This window comes from Leifsonia sp. 21MFCrub1.1 (assembly GCF_900107895.1).
In the GTDB taxonomy this organism is placed as follows: domain Bacteria; phylum Actinomycetota; class Actinomycetes; order Actinomycetales; family Microbacteriaceae; genus Leifsonia; species Leifsonia soli.
The window spans coordinates 3405722-3426438 of the sequence record NZ_LT629867.1; the positions used below are offsets into that span (position 1 = coordinate 3405722).

Sequence of the window (20717 nt, forward strand, 5' to 3'; positions counted from 1 at the left end):
ACCGGATCTGGCGAGCGTTAGAGCACCCCACTTCGACCGAAAGGCCACCATGTCCTCCCGACTCCGCACCATCGCCGCCGTCATCGGCAGCACAGCCGTCCTCGCCGTCGCCCTGACAGGATGCTCATCCGGACCCGCAACAGGGGCCTCGTCCGCTGACGCGACTCCGACCTCGGTGCGTGGCCAGACGATCGTTGTCTACTCGCCCCAGGGATCCGACGCGCGCGGGGAGTACATGGTCAAGCGAGCCAAGGACGATCTCGGGATCACCGTGACGTTCGTCTCGGGCGGCGGCGGGGATCTGACGAACCGCCTTCTCGCGGAGAAGAACAACACCCAGGCCGACGTCGTCCTGGGCCTCGGTGAGGCTCAGCTCACCCAGGTGGCGAACGCTGGAATCCTTCAGCCCTACACGCCCTCCTGGACCGATGACGTTCCCAAGAATCTCCGTGGGTCGGACAAGGACTTCACCCTCGCCACCCAGACGCCGATCGTGATCGCCTACAACACGGCCAAGATGTCAGCGGCAGACGCACCGAAAAGCTGGGAAGACCTCGCGAAACCCGAGTACAAGAACAAGTTCGTGTTCCCTTCCATCACCGGCCAGACCGGACAAGCGGCGGCTGTCGGCATCCTCTGGCGATACACCGACCACGCGACCGGCACGGTGTCCCAGAAGGGATGGGATGTGCTGAGCAAGATCGAGGCCAACTCCTTCGCGGTCTCCGCCGGTCAGAAGTTCGACTGGAACTGGGTCACATCCGGCGCGCAGCCGATCGTGGTCAGCTGGCTCGGCGGAATCCAGACCGGCGCATCCGACAACAAGCTCGAACTGGCGGCGGTGAACACGAAGGGCGGATCGCCCTACGTGCAGACCGGTGCCGGCCTGGTAAAGGGCAGCTCGCATGCCGCAGCGGCGAAAGCCTTCATCGACTGGTTCGGGTCGACGAACTTCCAAGTCGATTTCGTGAAGGCGACCAACAACGACACGCCGGTCAACTCGGCAGCGGTCAAGGAGCTCGGTGACAAGGCGGCCGCCTTGCACAGCATCGACAAGCAGGACATCGACTGGTCGGTCGTGACAAAGCACCTCAGCGACTGGCTTCAGAAGATCCAGCTCTCCAGCGGTAGCTGATGGGTTCCCCCCACCCCGGCGGTGTAACCGTCGACGACCTGACCGTGCGTTATGGCGACCGGGATGCGCTCAGCGGAATGTCGTTCCGGGTCGAGCGCGGCGAGTTCATGACCTTTCTCGGCCCCTCCGGCTGCGGCAAGTCCACTCTGTTGCGCACCATCGCCGGCCTCGTCGATGCGACGTCGGGCAGCATCACCATCAACGGGGAGGAGGTGACAGCGTTGCCCCCCGAGGACCGCCACCTGGGATTCGTGTTCCAAAGCTATGCACTGTTCCCCCACCTCAACGTTGCTCAGAACGTTGCGTACGGTCTGCGAGCGCAGCGCCTCCCCCGCCGGGAGATCCCCGAGCGGGTCGGTGAAGCGCTGGCGATCACCGGTCTGGAAGACCTGCGGGAGGCAACCCCTGCCCGGCTCTCAGGCGGTCAGCAGCAACGTGTCGCCATCGCACGCGTTCTCGCGACTCGTCCCAGCGTCCTGCTGATGGACGAACCGCTGTCCAACCTCGACGCTGTGCTGCGCGTTCGACTCCGCGACGAGATCCGTGCACTGCACGACCGGATCGGGATCACCACCTTGTATGTCACCCACGACCAGGAAGAAGCTCTCAGCATGTCCGACAGGATCGCCGTGATGAATCACGGCCGATTCTCCCAAGTGGCGGCGCCGGAGACGCTGTACAGCGATCCGGCTGACGCCTACACCTGCGAGTTCATCGGCGAGTCCACCAAACTCGATTCGCACATGGCCGTGGTGTTCGGGATCACGCCGACGGCAGGGGTCGGCCTCTATGTCCGTCCGGAACACGTGCACCTCGGCTCTCCCGCGGACCAGCCGGCAGGCGAGGTCTACAGCGTCGTCGGGCAGATCCGGCAGCGCACCTATCTCGGGGCGTCGAGCCGAGTGATCGTTCGTGTCGGCGGCGGCGATATCGTCGCGCGGCCCGGCGGTCGAGCCGCGGCGCGCTGGGCCACCGGGGATCCCGTGCGCTGCACCGTACGGAAGGAGGACCTGCTGTGGCTCTCCTAACAGCCAGACCCGCGCGACCCATCCCGGTCTCCCGGCTAGGGCGCATCGCCGGGGTGGTCGGCCTCGTCGCCATCATCGCCTGGTTCCTGGTGACGTTCCTGTACTGGCCCAACCTCTCCATCATCCACTCTGCCCTGTTTCCGCCCACCGGATCCCTCTTCGACACCATCCACGCCCTTGCGGCGTCGGAACAGGTCCAATCCGCGCTGAGGAACACCATCATCGTCGCCGTCGTTTCGGTCGTCACGGTGAACGTCGTCGGCATCGCGCAGGCATTCCTACTTGAAGCATTCCACCTGCGCGCCAAGGCCTTCTTCGCTATCGCCTTCGCCGTACCGCTGGTGTTCGGGTCCGTGTCCGCTGTGACAGGGTATGCGGCGGTCTACGGTTCGAACGGGCTCCTTACACACGCCATGCTCAGCGTTTTTCCAGGGATTCCACCGAACTGGTTCTCCGGCATGCTCGCGGTGATCCTCGTTCACACCTTCACGATGACCGGATACCACTTCCTCTTCCTCCGGCCTGCGATCCGAAGGGTCGACTTCTCTCTCGTCGAAGCCGCTCGGTCCTTGGGAGTGCGACCGATACGTGCCCTCGTCTCCGTGGTTCTGCCGGTCCTCCGGCCGACTCTTCTCGCTGCGGTGCTGATGGTCTTCATCGCAGCTGTCGGGTCATTCGCCGCCCCGAACATCCTCGGCGGCGGGCATTTCACCATGATCGGGCCGCTGATCCAAGCGTTGACCGCATTCGGCCGTCCCGACATGTCGGCGGTGCTCGGGCTCGGACTCGGAATCCTGACCGCGGCGCTCCTGGTCCTGGTGCTTCGGACGGAGCGCCGCGCGGCTTTGTTCGCCGGTTCAAAATCAGCGAAGCCCTTCCAGCCGGTACGCATCCACCGCCGTGGTGCACGGGTCGCCCTGTACGGAGCCGCCGGCATCCTCGCCGTCATCAACCTGGCGCCGCTGGTGACGACGCTGCTAATGTCGCTGTCCAGTCCCGCGGCCATCCGGAACGGCAGCATCGGTGCTCCCACCTTCGAGAACTACATCCACGTCTTCACCTCCTCTGCACAGCTCGGGCCGTTGCTGAACTCGCTCCTGCTGTGTGCGATCGCCATCCCGGCCGCGCTGGTCCTCGGCGTCGCCGTCACCCATCTGACCCACCGCAAGCGCGGGCTCATTCCGGCAGCGCTGCAGGCGAGCCTGCTGCTGCCCTATTTCCTGCCCGGTGTGCTGTTGGCCCTGGGGTTCCTCATCGCATTCGGGGCGAGTAGCGCCCTCGTCGGCGGTCAAGTGCTGGTCGGTGGATTCTGGATCCTGCCCCTGGCCTACACGGTCGCCCTGTTGCCGACCGTCTTTCGCTTCGTCCGAGCGGACTACGCCAGCATGGATCCGGCACTCGACGAGGCGGCCCGCTCCCTGGGCGCGACCGGACTTCGACGATTCCGGACCATCATGCTCCCGTTGCTCATCCCGGTTCTGCTACAGGTGGCTGCCCTCGGCTTCAACTCGACCTTCGACGAGTACACGATCTCCGTCCTGCTCTACAACATCAACAGCACGCCGTTCGGTGTTGCTCTGGGAACTCTCGCCGCGACCCAGGATCCGAGCACCGTCGGAATATCGACCGCCTATGTGGTCATCAGCACCCTCATCGCGCTGACGATGGTCATCGTGGCCGACCGCATGTCGCAACGCGCATCGCGCCTCATCGGCGGATCGGCGGGTGCACGGTGACCTCGTACCTGGGCGCGCGTGACGTGCTGAGCACCGGCACCGACCTGCAATCGGTCGCAGCCGGTGGGACCATCCCGTCGTGTGTGGTCGAGGCCTTCACCGTCGGCAAGGACCCGACACGGCGCAGCGAAGACATGCTGGTCCTCTCCAGCAATCACCTCGCCGTGATCGATGGGATGTCTAGCCCGCTGTCCAGGACGTCCGCCCAAGCATCCGGTAGAGGGTTCGCCGCAGTGGCGGCCGAAACGATCCTGCGCCTCCCCGCTGATGCATCCGCGGTGGAGGCGATCACCGCCGTGGCCGCCGCACAACGACACCTGCACCCCGACCATGCCGGCCCAGCAGGTGCCGTCGCAGCGATCATCTCGTTGCGGCGTCGGGAGGTGTGGCGGGTCGGGGATGTTCACCTCGGGATCGACTCGGCCCAGCTGCCTGGAGAGAAAGACGTCGACACCGCACTCGCCTGGTACCGAGCGGCGGTGAACGCAGCGCACCTAGCGAACGGCGCATCACTCGACCATGTGCAGACGGAAGATCCGGGGCTGCGAGCCGCGGACGAGCTCCTTCGGCTGCAACCGGCACTCGCGAACCGCGATGTCCCCTTCGGGTACGGGGTGCTGAACGGTACCGAGGTTCCGGAGCGCTTCATCGAAGTGCGTCCACTCGCCGACGCAACACACGTGGTCCTCGCCACCGACGGCTACCTCGCAGCCAGCTCGACGCTGCACCAGGCCGAATCCGAACTGTCAGAAGCGATCGCTGCGGACCCGGCCGCCATCACCACACTCCGTGGCTTCGGCAAGGCCGTCGGTGGCACCCGCGTCGCTCCCGACGATCGCACCTACCTTCGCATCAACTTCCACGAGGGAGACCGCGCATGAGCATTCGCACCCTGACCTGGAACGTGCTCTACCGCGATCGCAGGGAACGAGCAGCCATCCTGGCCGACTATGTGACCCGGATCAGACCCGACGTAGTGATGCTGCAAGAGACCAGCCCGGCCGACGCAGCGGCACTCGCGCACAGCACCGGGCTCCGCCTCGCGGCGGTCCCCGATGTCCTGTCCGATGCGGACACCAGCGTCCCCGCGCTTCTGACCAGTGCCGCTTTCCGCGAACCCTCGATCATCGAACTGCCACACCCCCAGCAGCGCCACTACTACGGCGTGACCGCGACGGTCCACCACGACGGAGCCGACGTGCAGGCCGCGTCCGCGCACCTTCGACACACCTGGCAGGCGGGACGCATGGGCTGCGACGACGACTATCGAGCGGCCGCTCGAGGGGTCACGATGCCCGCCCAAGCAGATACCGAATTCGCCGAGAGCGTCAATCACCGCCTCGACCAGCTCACATCGCTCCTCGCGGCGCTCGACGAGACGGAGACCGGCGCGGAAGCACGGCTCCTCGCCGGCGACATGAACTTCGTTCCCGACGGCCCCGAATACAACACGATCGTCCAAGCCGGGTGGGTCGACGCCTGGCGCGCTGCCCCCCGGCTGGGATCGGGTGCGACCATCCTCGACACGAACCCCCTGGTCCTCGACAACCCCCGACCATATCGGGACTACGTGACGTCACTGATGCCGGGAAGCACGAGCAGGCTGGACTACACGCTCGACTTCCACTTCTCCCGCGGATCGGTATCCGCGGGACGCGCGTGGGTGGTCGGTGAACCTGAGAACGCCGACACGGGCGCCTGGCCGAGCGACCACCTCGGCATCGTGGTGGACTATCACCTGTGAAACCCGATTCAGAAGCGGCACGGCGACCCTCTCTCATCGACGTCGCCACCGCAGCCGGCGTCTCGCGATCCGCGGCGAGTCGAGCGCTTCTCGGCCAAGTGGGCGTCACCACCGCCGTGCGCGACGCCGTGGCCAAGGCAGCTGCCGACCTCGGCTACGTCAAAGACATTCGAGCGCACGCGTTGAAGGCGACATCCACGAGCACGATCGGCATCGTCGTCCGTACCGTCCGGCTCGATTTTTACGCCGAGCTGATCGCAGCAATGCAAGATCGGTTGGAAGCCCTCGGCTACAGCACGGCCTTGACGGCCGCGTCCGACGGCGATCACCATGCGACGGGGGCGTTCGGTCGCATTCTCGGTCTCCGACCGGACGCGATCATCGTCGCGTCCGGTCGAATCCCCTCGCGCAGTATCGAGGCTGTCGGTGCGCAAGTGCCGGTTACGGCCATCGGCCCAACGTCCACCTCGAAACTGGTCGGGTCTGTGGCAGACGACGGATCGGGCACAGACGCCCTCGCGCAGCTCATCACCGACGCCGGTCATCAAAAGATCGGGGTGGTCATGTACTCGCGGGCCCGGTCCATAACCCTGAGCCGTCGATCTCGGCTGCTGTGGGAGGCGCTCGAACGGCGGGGCCTCGAGCCCTTCCCCGTCAAGGCAAGCAGCCGAGCCGACGGCGTCGACCCGGAGGATCTCCGGGAATCGCTGAACCGGATCACAGCATTGATGTGCCCCAACGATCCGACGCTCATCGCCGCGTGGAACCTGCTCGACAGCTGGGGGGTTCAGGTTCCGGACGACCTTGCTCTGACTGGGTACGACGGGCTCGGGCAAGTAGCCACACCCGTCTTCGGCCTCACCACCTGGCGACAGGATGTGGCGGCCATGGCTGAGGCTGCGACACGGCAGACTCTTGATCGAATCGCGGCGCCGAACACGAAACCGCAGCACGTTCTTGTGCAGGGTTCGCTGCTCCGCGGGAGAACTGTCTAACCGGGGCGCAGCGACTCTCGACCGTCCGATCGGCGGCCCGGGTAAACAACCTGCTGCACGAACGGAAGAACAGTTCTATCAAGCTCTTCGTGCTGGCGTGCCGCTACGTCGCCCAGACGAGTTCGACACGAGTCGGATCGAGGACGCGTGCACCCCTTGGACGCGGTTGGATGACAGCAGACGTGAGCACCGTCCGGGCGATCTCTCGTCGACGAGCCAGTGGGAGCTGTTGCCACGCAGACATGTGTGCGGCGCCCTCGCTCGCCCAGCCATCGAACAAGCGGGTACCAGCGACCCGGTCAAACCGTTTCACCGCCCTGGCGTGGCGGGCAGCCGCGGCCTTCCGGGCTTCCAGGAATTCGGCGCGGGTAAGCTCCCCCGCGCCGAGCATCGCAGCTAGCTGAAGCATCGCCTGTTGTGCGCGAACGACTTCTCCTAGCTGCTGCGGGTGCTGGCCCGGTTCGGCGCGGGCAACCAGAACAGGCCCGATTTCGGGCGATTCCAGCCGCAGCACGATGGCCGGGGCGATGAACTCTTCGAGCATCGAGGCGTTGATGGAGAGTTGGCCACATCCGTTGGTTCCTGGTGTTCTCGTGCAGGTGTAGCGGCGCACGCCCCGCGGCGATGTGGTGACCAGCGTGTTACCGCAGCGGCCGCACCGCAGCAGGCCGCTAAGCAGGTACTGGTGCGGCGGCCGCCGCTCGATGTGCCTAGACGCGAACGTGGCGAGCACCGTCTCGTGCTGCTCGGGGGTGATTATCCCGGGCCACACCGCGGGCCCCACGGTTTTCCCGTGATGGTCACGCAATCCGGCGATGCGTCCGCTGATCAGGATCGGGCGAAGGGTGCGGACGCTCCATGAGTCCGCCACCCCGGATGTCGGAATTTCCTTCTCGTTCATCCAGCGGGTCAGCGAGTTCAAGGATTCACCGTCCAGGTAGCGGGAGACGACCTCGCGGATGATGGCTGCTTCGGCGTCGCGAATGGTGATCCGGTCGGATTCGTATCCGAAGGGTCGATTGGCCCCGCCGTTGGGTTTGCCCATTTGCGCGTTTTGTAGCATTTTGCGTCGGATTCGCGCTGACTTTCTTCCCGACTCTGCCGCCGCCATGGCACTGGTGATCCGGGCAATCAGCAGCCCGTTGTCGTTTCCCAGCCCAACGTCCCCGGTCACTGTGGTGACATCCACGCCAGCGACGGTGCACACGTCGATGAAGTGCTCTAATTCGACCGGCCGTCGGGTGAGCCGGTCCAAGTGATACACCAGAACCGCGTCGATTCGTCGCTCGACGATGTCTCCGACCATTCGCTCGTAGGCGAGCCGCGGTTTCCCCGAATAGGCGGAAACATCGTTGTCTACGTACTCGCCGGCGATCACCCAATCGCGGTCTTGGGCTAATCGGCGGCAGTCCTCGAGTTGGCGTTGCACGCCCAACCCTTCCCCCGTTTGGTCGGAGGAGATCCGCGCGTATATCGCTGCAGCAGCCATCTTCTTCATGTCCGCACAGTAAGCGACCGCCATCCACGAAACATCGGTCCCTGCGAACACGGCAACTCCCGCTCATAAGCCGGGCGCGCGGCACATGTCTTGTCTATTGCGGGCGACGCGCCTGGTCGTAGAGTCCAGCCACCCCGACCGAGGTAGCTGATGCGCGAGATAGTCGCCATCCTGGTCTCCCCAGACCCGGACGGCGAAGCCGAAATCGTCACCCTTCAATCGCCGGACGCGTTCGATGTGCCGCCGATTGTGATCCGCCGACCCATCGACACCCCTGACGGTGAAATCTTGGAAGTCTGGGAGCGGTGCAGCATCGCCGACGGTCACACGGCGATGTACCGGCTGGCCCGTATCGAGGCCGGACGCTGCTGACCGTGCGGTGAAATGGGCATTCCCGTAGAGAGCTTCGTGGGTGCACCATGTGCCCACCGCTGGAATCAGGCGGCGGCAAAAGGGGGACGTGATGGCCGATGAAGTGGATTACCTCCACCCACCCCACCCGCCACGGCTGAGGGAGCACATCGGCCTAATCCGGTGGGTTCATGAATCCGATGGCGTCTGGGTGAGTGAAACTGTCACCGGACAGTTCGCCGGCGGCACTTCACACCGATGGGTGCTGCGGCTCTACTCCGGCGAAGAACTCGAGTACGACCTCGGCTGCTGGTCAGTGTTCCAACCACACTTGTAAGGAACCGGACGGGCGATCGCGGACGCGACTGCCAACACGATCCGTTCGCAAATCGGCGCCAGGGTCACCGCCGCAGACTCACCCAGGACACTGCCTCAAGGCTTCCGTCGGCGAGACGTCCAAGCAAACTCTCCGCTCACATCCCGGAGACCGGCTCCCGGCTGAGGGGTCACGCCGTCACCGACTCGTGCCTGCTGCGTCCCGTGCGCGGATCAAGGCCGGCCTGCCAGCGGGAGCGCTGCTCTTGCGGAGTAATGATGGTGCCATCCGGTGCCGTGGCCGGGGTGAGGAAGTTCGGCATACCCAGCGCCAACGCGCAGCCGTCGACCGCCTGCCGCAACTCGTCGTAATAGCCCAACGGCCACCGGTCACTGCGCTTGAGCACCCAGTGATCAACCCGGTACACCATCAGCGTCTCGTGGGTGTCCGAGCGGGTTGCCGGGCCGTACTCGATCTGGAAGTGGATCCGGTTCGCCGCATCGTTCAAAACCAGCCACACCTGCTCCCCTACCTGCAACACCTTCACGTTCCTCGCCTCGTACAACATTCGAACATATCTTCGAATTGTGGTGCAATGGGGTGACACTAAGCAGTTGGAGGTCCTGGTCATGAGCATCGCGCCCGCCGCCGACATCATCCACGTCTGGACCGAACACGGGACACCAATCCGCCTCGTCTGGGCCGGGACCCGATACCGGCTCGCGGGAGCTGAACCGATCCGCACCATCGCTGTACACGATGCGCTGACCCATCCCGCGGAGCAGCTGCGGGGCTGGTCAGTGATCGGTCGCGCGGAGCAGGACCCTGCGGATGTGCGCGTGTTCCGGGTGCAGCGCCAGGGGGCTGGCTGGGTCCTGATCGCCTTCGACCCGGCCTGAGCCGTGGGTACGAACAAGCGCTACGACGTCTACGCGGAACCGTTGTCGGAGATCGCGGAGGCGGCCGAGCGGCAGCCGCGGCCGATCAGCATCCCGGAGGATGTGGTGCGGGCCAGCGGTCGACGCCGGGACGAACCCCAACCCGTGCCGGTGATGGTTCACGTGCCGGTCCAGGTGGCCTACACCGACGTGCAACTGGTCGACGGTGAAGCGTTGGCCTGGACAACCGGCGGCCTCGTGTTGATCCGCTACGTTCCCGAAGGGTCCCGGTCCCCCATCCATGTGTGGGTCGCCGGGAACCTCGTTCACCGCAAGTAGCATCCCAACCTCAGTGGAGCCGCGAGCGGCGCCCCGCTTACTCAGGTTGTCCGCCTGCCTGGCCAGCTGATCGTAGGTCGCTGCGGCGGCTGCGTTCCGGGCTTTCGCGGCATATCCTCGCTGCGCTGCGGTATTCCACGTACCCGGCACTGCACCGCCTCCGCTTCCCTCTCGATCCTCTTGCCAGACAGGCGAACCAAACCAGTTGATCGAAAGAAGCAACACCATGAACGACACCACCGTCACCGGAACCATCCAGCATCTGGACCCGCACACCCTCCTGTTGGAAGAGAACGTGCGACCCACCGCACCCATCACCCCCGCCTTCGTCCAGTCCATCCGGGAAAACGGGGTCCTCACCCCCGTCCTCGCCCACCACAACCCGGACGGCAGCATCACCGTGCGGGCCGGGCAACGCCGCGTCTTCGCCGCCCGCGAAGCGCAACTCGCCACCATCCCCGTCTATCTCGTGGAAGCGGATGACGTGGCCACGGAGCGGATCGTGCAGCAGATGGTGGAGAACGATCAGCGGGAACCGCTCACCGACGGGGAGCGTGCTGCCGCGTTCCAGCAGCTCGCGTTCGAAGGCCTCACCGTCACCGCCATCGCCCGCCGCACCGGCAGCAAAACCCGGGAGGTCAAAACCGCGCTTGCGGTCACCGAGAACGCCGCCGCAGCGACCGCCCTGCAGGAGCACCCGCTCACCCTGGACCAGGCGGCCGTGCTCATCGAATTCGACACCGACGAACACACCCGCAGCGAGCTCATTCACGTCGCCACCACCGATCCGGCCCAGTTCCCGCACGCGGCCCAGCGGGCACGCGACGAAAAAACCCGCGCCCAAGCCAAGGCAGCCGCCGAAGCCGACCTGATTGGGCGTGGGTATGAAATCCTCGACACCGACCCCGGCTACTACGACACCCAGTACACCCGGATCAGCGAACTGCTTACCGCCGAGGACGAACGCGTCACCGTCGAACAGATCGAGAACATCGAAGGGCGTGCCGCGTATGTGCGCGTCTACGCCGACGGCGAGCCGAGCATCACTTACTTCCTCCACGACGCCAAGGCCGCAGGATTCCACACTTACAACACCAGCGGCACGCACAGCGGACCAATGACGGAGGAGCAGAAGGCGGAACGCCGCACCCTGATCGCCAACAACAAGGCCTGGGCCTCCGCCGAAGTCGTCCGCCGCGACTGGCTCACCACCCTCCTCAGCCGCAAAACACTCCCCAAAGACACGGGACTGGTGATCGCGCTAGGTCTCACCGTGCACCGGCAGGCGATCAGCAGCGCCACCCGGGAAGGCAACGAACTCGCCCACCAACTGCTCGGTGTCGAGCCCTCCGGCTACTTCGAAGCCGACAAGCTCGCCGCCCTGCTTGAGCAGATGCCGGGCAAAGCACAACATGTGGCATTGGCGATCGTGCTCGGCGCGTGCGAAAGCGTCACCAGCAAGCAAACCTGGCGCACGCCTTCGCCCACCGACGCCGCCTACTTCACCCAACTCGTCGCCTGGGGCTACACGCTCAGCGACGTCGAACGCATCGTCACCGGTACCGACGACCAGGCCGCAGATATCAACCCGGACCCCGAGCAATACGCCGCCGACGGGGGCGAAGACTGAAACCCCCGGTTGTGGGTCCCGCCGCGGAGGGCGGGACCCACAACCGTGTATCACCGCCCAGTTCAGTCGATTTCGTGCAGGTGCGCGCCGGCTGTCGGCGGTGCGATCACCGTGCCGCCGGCCCGGCGAACCCGATCCAACGCCAGGAACGGGACGCACGCGGTCTCGGCGGTCAGCGCGGCGAGGTGACCGATCGGGGTGTGTGGGTCGGCGGCGATCGCCCACCCGTCCACCGCATACCTGCTGACCGTGTCGATGCATTCCTTCTTTTCTTCCGGTGTCGGGCTGGTCGAGCCGACCACCCCGATCAGTCCCCGTTGCAGTTCTGGACCCATGTGTGTGGTGTCGATAATGAATACCCGCATCCTGATCACTCCCCTGGTCGATCGTTTTGTTTGCCTTTCCGGCGGAGAGATCGATTGCGAGTGGGAGCGGCGTGAGTGTCGGGATCGTGGAATACCGGACTGGAGCGAAGCGGAGGGAGGATATGCCGCGAAAGCCCGGCACGGTAAGCCGCGGGAACGAGCTACGATCGCCCCGCGGAAAGACACACAAACTCGTAGGAACAGTGCCGCCGTAGGCGGCTCCACTGGTTCCAGCGGGCGGACGCCTGCTGCGGTTGCGGCTGATCTCCGACGCCCCCGACCCGCGTATTTGCCAGGAGATCGGCTGGCACTCCCGGGCCGGAGGCGAACGGTTCGGCACAACGACGGTCCTCGAATGACCCAACGTGCTGAGCCGTTTTTCAGGGGTCCGACTCAGATAGGGATTGGTGATCTTTCCGGCCGTTCATCGTAGTTCGCTCCTGCGGCTCCTTGCCGGGCTTTCGCGGCATATCCTCGCTGCGCTCCGGTATTCCACGCTCCCGGCACTACGCCGCCACCGCTCCCCATCGATTCCCCTTGCCGAAAAGGCACACACAACAAGTCGTTCACAGGGGAGAAACCAATGAGCACCACAACCACACACCGAGCCGGTTCGAACGCCGACGAACAGAAAGCACGCGCAGAGGCGCTCCACAACTCGATCAGCGAACAGGTGGAAGAACTCAAGAACTCGAAGAAGTGGCGGGCGTTCTTGGACTTCGCCAACAGGTTCCACGCCTACTCGCTGAACAACCTGCTGCTGATCCTCGCCCAAAAACCGGACGCAACCCAGGTCGCCGGGTTCCGGAAATGGCAGCAGCTCGGCCGGCAGGTACGCAAAGGCGAAACCGGCATCCGCATCTTCGGCTACTCCACCAAGAAGGTCACCGACGAAGACGACAAGGGCGAGGAATTCGAGCAACGCCTTGTCCGCTACCCGATCCTGACCATCTTCGACATCAGCCAAACCGACCTCATCGACGGAGCAGAAGACACCAGCAGCATCACTCAGCAGCTCACCGGCATTGATGACCACGGTCTCATCAACGCCCTCACCGACTACCTGGTCGCCGAAGGCTGGAGCATCCAATACCGTCCGCTACCAGGCGCCCGAAACGGTTACACCGATCCCGAAGCGCGGACCGTGGTACTTGATGACGGGCTCAGCGCTGAGCACACTGCCAAGACGCTGATCCACGAAGCCGCGCACATCCTGCTGGGACACACCAGCAACCCGGCCGACTACGTGAGCCACCGCGGCGTGATGGAGGTCGAAGCGGAATCCGTGGCATATATCGTCGCCGGCCTCGCCGGATTCGATACCAGCGCGTACAGCATCGGCTACATCACCGGATGGGCCGACGGCGACACCAACCTGATCCACGCCACCGCCGCGCGTGTACTGGACACTGCACACCGCATCGCCAAGCTCACTTAGAGGGGAGCGGGGCACAGCCCCGCGGCACCGACACTGTATCTTGTCAGCTTGGTACTCCCTAGCGGAGCTGCCCGGCTGGTTTCCCGCGGCTCTCTGTCGCAGTCCGCCCAAATTGGGTCAATCCCGATGTGCTGAGGTGGTGGGCCGGTTTGCCGAAGATGACCGGCGAACCATTTGCGCCGCCCACGATGTTGAGCCGTCGCCGCTCGGGGCATCCGGTGCACGCGAGCCTGGGACGATAAGCGGAATAGGCGTCAGCGCGTGACGGGCTCCGCGTTGGACAATCCCGCTAACTCGCTGCGCCGCGGCAGTCCTTCCCAATCGCCGGGTGCCAGGCACGCGTAGGCGCCGGCCGTGACGGCCGTCGCCAGCCGGATCGCCGGCGGCTCTCCTGCCATTACCTCCGCGAGGTATCCCGCGACGAACGCGTCGCCCGCGCCGACCGTGTCCACTGCGGCTATCGCGACAGCTGCCTGCTCGTAGTCCTGGCCGCCGACGAAGGCCACCGCGCCCGCCGCGCCGAGTTTGACGACCGCGGAGCGCGCACCGAGTTCGATGAGTCCGTGGGCGAGCTGCAGGGGCGGGCCATCGCCGCCGAGGGCGATGACGGCCTCGTCTGCGCCCCCGAATGCAATGTCTACGTGCGGCAGGATGCGCTGGTACGCAGCCGCGGCGCGCTCGCGTGACCACAGCTTCGACCGGAAGTTGAGGTCGAACGACACGATGACGCCTGCGGCTTTCGCGATCCGGACGGCCTCCCCGATCACCTCGGCCACACTCGGCGAAAGCGCCAGAGAGATGCCGGTCACGTGCAGAAGCGAAGCGGAGCGCACGAGGTCGAAATCCACCTCCTGGACCGTCAGCCGCGATCCGGCGGAGCCGGCCCGGTAGTAGTAGACCCTGGTCTCGAGGGCTGTCCGCCGCTCCTTGATCATGAGGGCGGTGGGCGCGTCGGGGTCGCGCGTCGCGACGACGCGCACGCCCTCCGCGGCAATCTCGCGGACCACGAGGTCACCCAGGGCGTCGGCGCCGACCTTGCCGATCCACGTGGCGTCCACGCCGAGCCGGGCCAGGCCGATCGCGACGTTGCTCTCCGAACCGCCCATCCCGAGGGTCATGCCCGGGCTGTGCTGGAGGGGTCCCAGTGTGCCGGACATCAGCGCCAGCGTCTCGCCGATCGTGACGACCGTGCTCACCGGGCGCTCCTGGCCTCGGCCACGATCTCCACCACTCGCCGGGTCCGTCGTGCGAGCGCATCCAGCGATCCGCCCATCAGCGCATCCCCGAGGAGGGGGCCGCCCAGGCTCACGGCGGCGGCGCCCGCGTCCAGCCAGGCCGAGATGTCATCGAGGGCGACGCCCCCGGACGGCACGAACTCGATGTCGGGAAACGGGCCGCGCAGGTGCGAGCCGTACTGCGCTCCGACCGTCGCCGCCGGGAAGACCTTCACAGCCGTGGCGCCGGCCTCCCATCCTGCGAACAGCTCTGTCGGAGTCAGGCCTCCCGGAAACACAGGGACGCCGGAGTCGACAGCGCAGGCCACGATGTCCAGCCGCGTCACGGGCGTGACGAGGTAGCGAGCACCGCTGTCGATGGCGCGGCGGGCGTCATCCACGCTTGTGATGGTCCCGACGCCGATCTCGGTCCCGGTGCGTGCGAGCAGGGAGGGCAGCTGCTCGACCGTCCCCGGTGTCGTCAGTGTCACCTCCACCGAGAGGATGCCGTTCTCCGCGAGCACGTCGATGACGGGGTCGTAGTCTCGTGCATCCCGGGCGCGCAGTACGGCGATCACCGGGCAGCTGCGCAGGACGGCCGACGGCTGCAGGCGGCCCGGTGCGGCAGCCTTGCCGGAGCTTCCGATGGCAGGTCCTGAGGCGGCGGGTGTGCTCACGATCACTCCTCGGTTCGGGGCGGATGGGCGGGCGCGCTCAGAGTCGCTGACCGCGGGCGACGAGTCGGCGCTGCAGCTCATGCGTATCGATGTCCTGCACCGCAGAGGCGCCCTCCAGCGCCATCAGAGCGGCGACGGCGGCGGACTCGCCGAGCACGCTGAACACGGGCTCCATGCGCGTGGCCGCGTACGCGATGTGGGTCGCGGACAGGCATACCGGCACCAGGAGGTTCGTGCAGTCGGAGCGCTCCGGCGTGATCGCCCGGTAGGGCACCGGGTAGGGCGTCCCCGTGCCGAGGTGGCCGCCGATAAACATGTCGCCCTCGGTGGCGACGCCCATCGCCCCGGTCTCCGGATGCGTGCGAGCGATCCGGCGCACCGGGTAGACATCCACGCCAAACAGGGCGAGGCCGATGCTGTCGTCGATGGTCGTGCGGTTCTGGACGTCCCGATGGGTGAGGATGTAGCGTCCGGACAACCGCCGCGTGACCCGGACATAGAGCTGGTGCGGCCAGCCCTGCGTGTGCGGGTACACGGCTCGGTCGAGTCCGAGCGCGGCCGTCTCGGCACGGATCTCGACGGGGACCTCGCCTGACGTCGACAGCACGTGGTGCAGTCCGCGCAGGTGCTCGATGTGCTCCCGCCAGATCGCGGACCGGGTGTCCCAGTCGCCGTCGGCGTAATCCTTGCTGAGCCCTAGGGGGGCGATCGAGATCAGGGAGCCGCGCTCGTAGTTGTACTCGCCCGAGTTGATCCACCCGGGGAAGATCGAGCGGAGCCGCGCCAGGAGCGTCTCGCGGTCGGGCTCGCCCGCCGCGAGCTGGCGGACGTAGCGGCGGAGCAGCTCGAAACGCTCCGGTCGCAGATCCTCGGGCGGGGTGATCGGCTCCCGTCGCGCAGGATCCGCGGTCACGTAGTAGCGGTAGTTGTACGCCTGCGTGTACGAGTCGCCCGCGCCGCGCGGTAGACCGTGGTCGGGGTCGATCCCCGGAAGCAAGCCGCTCTCCGGCCGCCCCGGCTCCCGGTACGGGTCGATGGGGGTCCAGTTCGTCGGCTCCTGGACTCCGGCCGGTGCCTCGTCGAACTCCGATCGCGCTTCGCGGCCGGTCCGGTACGGCACACCGGCGGCCGCCATCAGGTCGCCCTCGTAGGAGGCGTCGATGAAGCAAAGGGCGGTGACCTGGCCGGCCGGCTCCGAGCGGCTGGCAGGAAGCGGGACACCCCAGGCGTCGGGCGACGACGTCTCAAGATCCAGCCCGGCGATTCTGGTCCCGTCCATCCGGACGCGACGCACGCGCCGCTCGAACAGCACGGTCACACCGGCCTCGACCACCCAGCGGTGGACCGCATGGAGGAAGGTGAGCGGGTCCTCGCCGAGCCCGAACAGCTCGCTCCCCGTCAATCCGCCGACTGCCTCGGGAAGCGGGCAGTCCTGCAGCGGCTTGATGCCCGCGCTGAACATCCCGCCCAGCCAACGGCTCGGTTCGATCAGAACGACGGACGCGCCCTCCCGCGCGGCCGCGACGGCGGCGACGCAGCCGGCCGGAGTTCCTCCGTACACGCACAGATCAGCGGTGGTCATCGTGTCCTCTCCGTCGGCGTGCCCGCCTCCGTAGTCCTGGCGTATCCGGCCGGCGCCGCGAGACCGATCCGGCCGGTGCGGATCCCTTCCGGCCACTCGAGGGTGACGCCGAGCCGGTCACGGAGCGTAGCCTGCAGCCTGCTCAGCCGAGCAGGGTCGGAACGGATGGCTGCGGGCGTCCCGCCACCGTCGGCGAGTTCGGCCGCGAGCGCTCCGATGGCCTCCCCGATGGACCACTCGACGGGATGCAGCCGGTAGGCCCCGTTCGAAACGTGCGTGGTGCCGATGTTCTTGTTCGCGGCGACCACCGTGTCCGAATCGACGGGAATGAGCGCCCCGAGGGGGATCTGGAACGGGAAGCAGTCGATGTCGACATAACCGCGGCCCGAGGTGCTCGGGTGCAGATCGATCCGGTAGTGACCGATTCCGACCGTGTCGGGGAAGAGCGCGCTGCCGGCGAGAGCTCCGCGCATCTCCGTGCCGATGTGCCCCTCGGTGATGGTGAACAGCGCCCGGATCCGTCGGGATTCACGGATGTACACCTCCTTGGCCAGCCCATCCGGTGTCCCCATGACGTCGCCTCGCGGCCGGAGCTCCGGATAGCCCTGACCTCCGTCGTGACGCGGGGCCTCTGTCTGCAACCAGTAGATCAGGCTGTTCGTGAGCGACCGCGCCCCGGCCAGCGCCCGCTCCCGTTCCGTCGGGCCGACGTCGAGGAGGGGGCGCTCCCAGTAGTCGGCCTGGGGCCAGTTCACCAGGGTGACCTCACCGCCCGGGAATGCCGGGTCGAGCGTGCTGCGGGCGAGGATGCGCCGGTAGTGCCAGAGGTCGTCCGCAGGAGAGCCGACGGCCGTCTCCGGCGAGTCCGCGAACAGCGGCCGATCGCGTACGGCTCCCGTGTTGGGGACGATGTCCCGCCACGACAACTGCGGGCCGGGCCAGCGCGGGTCCACCGTGTCGCGCCAGTGCTCGTACTCCGCCGGCCGCGCGATCGTATGGTTCTCCCCCGGCCGGTACTCGAGAGCGGCGCACCAGGTGATCGCCTGCTGATCGCGGGGGTCGGCGAGATCTGGAGCGTGGAGTTCGCCCGTCTCGTCACGGGACTCCGCGCCGATGACATGATCCAGTCCGCACAGGGCGATGAGGTCCCCCTCCTCGGTCGCGTCGGCGATCAGAGGCGCCGACGCGACCACATGGTCGCCGTCGGGGCCGCGTAGTCGGACTCGCGTGATCGTCCGCCCGGAGTGCTCCGCATCGACCGGCGCGTGCTCTCGCAGCACGGTGAGTGCGCCGGAGGCCACGTGGGGGGACAGCAGCTCGTCTATCGCCAGCGCGGCGACCCGCGGTTCATGGCAGAGCCGGGACACGTTCCCGCGCCCGGGGTTCAGCTGCGGGTCGGCGGCCGCCTCGGGGGTGAGCGGATAGTGCCGGCGGTAGTGCTCACGGATGGTCTGGCGCAGCTCGCGATACGACGCCGACCCGAGTCCGGTCTCGATCCAGTGGTGTTCGTCGGGAGGGACGGCCTGCGTGGTTAGCTGCCCGCCCAGCCAGTCGGAGCGTTCCGTCAGGACCACTCGCAGGCCGAGCCGCGCTGCCGTCAAAGCCGCGGCGACGCCTCCCAGGCCACCCCCGACGACGAGAAGGTCGGCGCCCACGATCCGGTCGGTCATCGGCCGACCCCTTCCGTCGCTGAGATGGGTGCAGCAGCGATGCGCGGCCCGGCCACCGCGTCCATCTGTTCGAACCACTGAGCGGCGAACGCGATGCCGGTGCGTCCGCCCTCGGGGGCGAGCGTCTGCTGGGACGGCTCCGGCCGTTCGGCAGACGGATCGCTGACCGGCTCCGACATCCTGCGCAGCTGCGCGATCACGTCGACGATCCGGGCACCGACAGGTTTCAGCCGCCCCTCCTCGTCGATCAGCCCGAGCCCGTACTCCAGCTCGTCGAAACCCGTGAAGCGACGCGGGATGTCGTGCGAAGCCCACCAACTGATCGCAGCGACACCGGGCACGGCGGCGGAACGGCGGAGCATCGCCTCGGCGAAGTCGCTCACCTCGATCCGGTCGAGCCAGAGCTCCGACACTCCCAGCTCCTGGATCCAGAGCGGCTTGCCGTCGGCGCCCGGCGTCCCGCGGGCGATCTGGGCCAGGTAGTCCGGGATCGCCCAGGCCTTCTCCTCGCCGACGGCGGCCAGTGCGCCGGTGAAGTACGGCCACGCGTGAACCGCCACGAGGTCGCTGTTCTGCACGAGGAATTCCCGCGAGAGCGGTGCCGCGTCGTTCATCCACGGGTCGTGGTCGGCGCCGACGGTCACCGGCGCCCCCGCCCGGCGCGCCTCGGCCAGCATCGTCCGCGCCCACGCTTCGCCCTCGCCGCGCCGCAGCCCGCCCATCAGCACGTTCGGCTCGTTCGCGATGTCGATGCACCACAGAGCCGGGTGCCCGGCGACGGACTCGGCGACGGCTCGGACGAGGAATGCCGCGGCGCGGATCGCCTCGCGGTCGGTGTACGCCGGCAGGGACTTCAGCCAGGCGGGGCGGAAGTCGAAGCCGCTGAGCCAGCCGTCGAGGATGGTCACGCACACCGCGAGCCCGTGGGCGTCCGCGATGTCGAGCAGCTGCCCGAGCCGCCGGAGCGCGCGCGGCGAGACCCAGTCCGGGTTCGGCTGGAAGACGGGCCACAGGCACTGGACGCGGATGTGGTCGAAGCCGAGCTCCGCGAGCCTGCCGAGATCGTCGTCCCAGGCCGCCGTGCCGTCCTCGCCCCACTCGTACCACCAGTTGCGGCGGGGCAGGTAGTTGACACCGAACCGTATGCTCATGCCGTGAGCACCGGTTCCAGGTGGCGGATCTGGAGCGGCCAGTGCCCGGAGGCGCCGCCCTCGTGGCCGTTGAACGGGTACACGACGATCTCCTTTTCGCCGGCGTAGGCGTTGTAGGCGGCGAATACCGTGGAGGGCGGGCAGATCTGGTCGAGCAGCGCGACCGAGAACAGGGCCGGCGCCGTCGCGCCCGCCGCCAGGTTCACGCCGTCGAAGTACGACAGGGTCTGGAAGGCGATCTCCGTCATGTCGCGGCGAACGGCGAGGTAGCGCACGAGCTCGGAGTAGGGGTCGCTGCCGGTCAGGCCGATCGCGCGCTCGAAATGGCACAGGAAGGGCACGTCGATCAGCGCGGCGCCGAGTCCTTCGGTCAGCCCGGCGGCGGCGAGCGCGATCCCACCGCCCTGGCTGCCCCCGGCGACGGAGACGCGCGCCGGATCGATGTCGGGATGCTGCCGGACGGCGTCGACCGCGCGGACGGCGTCGGTGTAGACCCGCCGGTAGTAGTAGGTCGCCGGGTCCTCGATGCCGCGCGCGAGCATCCCGTTGGCCGGGCCGGAACCGTGCGGATCGGGGGTCACCCCACCCACGCCAAACCCGGCACCCTGGCCGCGGGTGTCCATCACGAAGCAGGCGTACCCGGCCGCGACCCACGGGAGATATTCGTGGGGAAGGCCGCGGCCTGCGCCGTAGCCGAGGTAGACCACGACGGCGGGATGCGGCCCATCGCCGGCGGGGAGCAGCAGCCAGCCGGCGATCGGGTTGCCGGCGAACCCGGGGAAACGCACGTCGAACACGCGGACCGAGCGCAGAGGCCCATCCACGGGGCTGAAGTCCGGCTCACCGCCGAAAGCTCGCGCCGTCGCGATGGTGGTCTCCCAGAAGGCGGTGAAGTCGGCTGGACGGTTCACCACGGGTCGATATTCGCGGAGTTCGTCGAGGGGCAGATCGAATCGGGGCATGAGGATCC

20 protein-coding genes are annotated in these 20717 nt (G+C 67.1%); 11 read left to right on the plus strand and 9 right to left on the minus strand.

All coding sequences use genetic code 11. The features are described 5' to 3' along the window. Positions 1-49: 49 nt before the first annotated feature. Genes BLW09_RS15995 through BLW09_RS16020 form a run of 6 tightly spaced genes read left to right on the plus strand, consistent with a single transcriptional unit; the run spans position 50 to position 6638 of the window. Positions 50-1135, plus strand: coding sequence for an extracellular solute-binding protein (locus BLW09_RS15995; RefSeq protein WP_089914969.1), 1086 nt, complete (start codon positions 50-52; stop codon positions 1133-1135). Continuing rightward, a complete protein-coding gene (locus tag BLW09_RS16000) occupies positions 1135-2163 on the plus strand; it encodes an ABC transporter ATP-binding protein (protein WP_089914972.1) in 1029 nt (342 codons plus the stop codon). Before BLW09_RS15995 ends, BLW09_RS16000 begins: the two co-directional genes overlap by 1 nt. Next, positions 2151-3899, plus strand: a complete 1749-nt coding sequence (locus tag BLW09_RS16005) for an ABC transporter permease (RefSeq protein WP_231946905.1) — start codon at positions 2151-2153, stop codon at positions 3897-3899. The genes BLW09_RS16000 and BLW09_RS16005 overlap by 13 nt, the downstream gene beginning before the upstream one ends. Continuing rightward, positions 3896-4780 carry a hypothetical protein gene (locus tag BLW09_RS16010; RefSeq protein ID WP_089914975.1) on the plus strand — a complete coding sequence of 295 codons (885 nt, stop codon included), beginning with the start codon at positions 3896-3898 and terminating at the stop codon, positions 4778-4780. The genes BLW09_RS16005 and BLW09_RS16010 overlap by 4 nt, the downstream gene beginning before the upstream one ends. Beyond that, positions 4777-5643 (plus strand): endonuclease/exonuclease/phosphatase family protein, encoded by an 867-nt coding sequence (locus BLW09_RS16015; RefSeq protein WP_089914978.1) that lies wholly within the window; start codon positions 4777-4779, stop codon positions 5641-5643. The genes BLW09_RS16010 and BLW09_RS16015 overlap by 4 nt, the downstream gene beginning before the upstream one ends. Further along, positions 5640-6638, plus strand: a complete 999-nt coding sequence (locus BLW09_RS16020) for a LacI family DNA-binding transcriptional regulator (RefSeq protein WP_089914981.1) — start codon at positions 5640-5642, stop codon at positions 6636-6638. The genes BLW09_RS16015 and BLW09_RS16020 overlap by 4 nt, the downstream gene beginning before the upstream one ends. 103 nt (positions 6639-6741) lie before the next feature. On the opposite strand, the gene BLW09_RS16025 is transcribed toward BLW09_RS16020, so the two are convergent. Then, positions 6742-8136 (minus strand): recombinase family protein, encoded by a 1395-nt coding sequence (locus tag BLW09_RS16025; RefSeq protein ID WP_197682032.1) that lies wholly within the window; start codon positions 8134-8136, stop codon positions 6742-6744. 150 nt (positions 8137-8286) lie between these two features. Between BLW09_RS16025 and BLW09_RS16030 the strand changes: the two genes are divergently transcribed. After that, positions 8287-8508: a hypothetical protein gene (locus tag BLW09_RS16030; protein ID WP_089914987.1), complete on the plus strand. Its 222-nt coding sequence runs from the start codon at positions 8287-8289 to the stop codon at positions 8506-8508. A 485-nt stretch (positions 8509-8993) separates the two neighbouring features. Here BLW09_RS16030 and BLW09_RS16040 read toward each other — a convergent pair whose 3' ends face one another. Next, positions 8994-9350, minus strand: coding sequence for a hypothetical protein (locus BLW09_RS16040; protein WP_157696979.1), 357 nt, complete (start codon positions 9348-9350; stop codon positions 8994-8996). Positions 9351-9432: 82 nt separating this feature from the next. On the opposite strand from BLW09_RS16040, the gene BLW09_RS16045 reads away from it, so the two are divergent. The 3 genes from BLW09_RS16045 (at position 9433) to BLW09_RS16055 (ending at position 11650) form a co-directional block, all read left to right on the plus strand. Next, positions 9433-9702 (plus strand): hypothetical protein, encoded by a 270-nt coding sequence (locus BLW09_RS16045; RefSeq protein ID WP_157696980.1) that lies wholly within the window; start codon positions 9433-9435, stop codon positions 9700-9702. A gap of 3 nt (positions 9703-9705) precedes the next feature. Continuing rightward, positions 9706-10020 (plus strand): hypothetical protein, encoded by a 315-nt coding sequence (locus tag BLW09_RS16050; RefSeq protein ID WP_089914998.1) that lies wholly within the window; start codon positions 9706-9708, stop codon positions 10018-10020. A gap of 226 nt (positions 10021-10246) precedes the next feature. Continuing rightward, positions 10247-11650 (plus strand): ParB/RepB/Spo0J family partition protein, encoded by a 1404-nt coding sequence (locus BLW09_RS16055; protein WP_089915001.1) that lies wholly within the window; start codon positions 10247-10249, stop codon positions 11648-11650. Positions 11651-11712: 62 nt separating this feature from the next. Here the strand turns inward: BLW09_RS16055 and BLW09_RS16060 are convergent, their stop codons facing one another. Further along, positions 11713-12015, minus strand: a complete 303-nt coding sequence (locus BLW09_RS16060; RefSeq protein WP_172824232.1) for a hypothetical protein — start codon at positions 12013-12015, stop codon at positions 11713-11715. Between the two features lie 583 nt (positions 12016-12598). On the opposite strand from BLW09_RS16060, the gene BLW09_RS16065 reads away from it, so the two are divergent. After that, positions 12599-13453, plus strand: a complete 855-nt coding sequence (locus BLW09_RS16065; protein WP_089915007.1) for an ArdC-like ssDNA-binding domain-containing protein — start codon at positions 12599-12601, stop codon at positions 13451-13453. A 254-nt stretch (positions 13454-13707) separates the two neighbouring features. Here the strand turns inward: BLW09_RS16065 and BLW09_RS16070 are convergent, their stop codons facing one another. From BLW09_RS16070 to BLW09_RS16095, 6 genes are read right to left on the minus strand one after another with little or no spacing between them, the layout of a single operon-like run. Continuing rightward, positions 13708-14649, minus strand: coding sequence for a sugar kinase (locus BLW09_RS16070; RefSeq protein ID WP_089915010.1), 942 nt, complete (start codon positions 14647-14649; stop codon positions 13708-13710). Then, a complete protein-coding gene (locus tag BLW09_RS16075; RefSeq protein WP_231946906.1) occupies positions 14646-15344 on the minus strand; it encodes a bifunctional 4-hydroxy-2-oxoglutarate aldolase/2-dehydro-3-deoxy-phosphogluconate aldolase in 699 nt (232 codons plus the stop codon). The genes BLW09_RS16070 and BLW09_RS16075 overlap by 4 nt, the downstream gene beginning before the upstream one ends. 37 nt (positions 15345-15381) lie before the next feature. Continuing rightward, positions 15382-16926: an FAD-dependent oxidoreductase gene (locus tag BLW09_RS16080; protein ID WP_089915015.1), complete on the minus strand. Its 1545-nt coding sequence runs from the start codon at positions 16924-16926 to the stop codon at positions 15382-15384. After that, positions 16923-18596, minus strand: a complete 1674-nt coding sequence (locus BLW09_RS16085; RefSeq protein ID WP_089915018.1) for an FAD-dependent oxidoreductase — start codon at positions 18594-18596, stop codon at positions 16923-16925. The genes BLW09_RS16080 and BLW09_RS16085 overlap by 4 nt, the downstream gene beginning before the upstream one ends. Next, complete coding sequence (locus tag BLW09_RS16090; protein ID WP_089915021.1) at positions 18593-19747, minus strand: glycoside hydrolase 5 family protein; 1155 nt, start codon at positions 19745-19747, stop codon at positions 18593-18595. The genes BLW09_RS16085 and BLW09_RS16090 overlap by 4 nt, the downstream gene beginning before the upstream one ends. Next, positions 19744-20709, minus strand: a complete 966-nt coding sequence (locus BLW09_RS16095; protein ID WP_089915027.1) for an acetylxylan esterase — start codon at positions 20707-20709, stop codon at positions 19744-19746. The genes BLW09_RS16090 and BLW09_RS16095 overlap by 4 nt, the downstream gene beginning before the upstream one ends. Between the last annotated feature and the right edge of the window lie 8 nt (positions 20710-20717).